The sequence below is a fragment of the Flavobacterium salmonis genome, from assembly GCF_903819435.1.
In the GTDB taxonomy this organism is placed as follows: Bacteria; Bacteroidota; Bacteroidia; order Flavobacteriales; family Flavobacteriaceae; genus Flavobacterium; species Flavobacterium chungangense.
On the sequence record NZ_CAIJDP010000016.1, the window covers coordinates 1 to 695 of the forward strand.

At 49.5% G+C, this 695-nt stretch carries 1 pseudogene; it reads right to left on the reverse strand.

The window, feature by feature from the left end:
* Positions 1–695, reverse strand: a pseudogene (locus tag FLACHUCJ7_RS00080) (SprB repeat-containing protein); the annotation flags it as partial.

The following is a 695-nucleotide window of genomic DNA, read 5'->3' on the forward strand; positions in this document are numbered from 1 at the left end:
GTAATTGTAAAGTTTCGAGTAGCGGTACATCCGTTAGCATCGGTTACCGTTACAGTATATGCTCCTGCACTTAATCCGGTTGCTGTAGCAGCTGTTCCACCCGAAGGCGACCATGAGTAGGTATATCCACCAGCACCGCCCGAAGGGGTAACGGAAGCAGAACCATTAGATCCTCCATTACAAGACACATTTGTTTGCGCCGCAGTTGCCGTACTGATAGCCGTTGGTTGTGTAATTGTAAAGTTTCGAGTAGCGGTACATGCGTTAGCATCCGTTACCGTTACAGTATATGCTCCTGCACTTAATCCGGTTGCTGTAGCAGCCGTTCCACCCGAAGGCGACCAAGAATAAGTATATCCACCAGCACCACCCGAAGGGGTAACAGAAGCAGAACCATTAGATCCACCGTTACAAGACACATTGGTTTGCGCCGCAGTTGCCGTACTGATAGCCGTTGGTTGTGTAATTGTAAAGTTTCGAGTAGCGGTACATGCGTTAGCATCCGTTACCGTTACAGTATATGCTCCTGCACTTAATCCGGTTGCTGTAGCAGCCGTTCCACCCGAAGGCGACCAAGAATAAGTATATCCACCAGCACCACCCGAAGGGGTAACAGAAGCAGAACCATTAGATCCACCGTTACAAGACACATTGGTTTGCGCCGCAGTTGCCGTACTGATAGCCGTTGGTTGTGT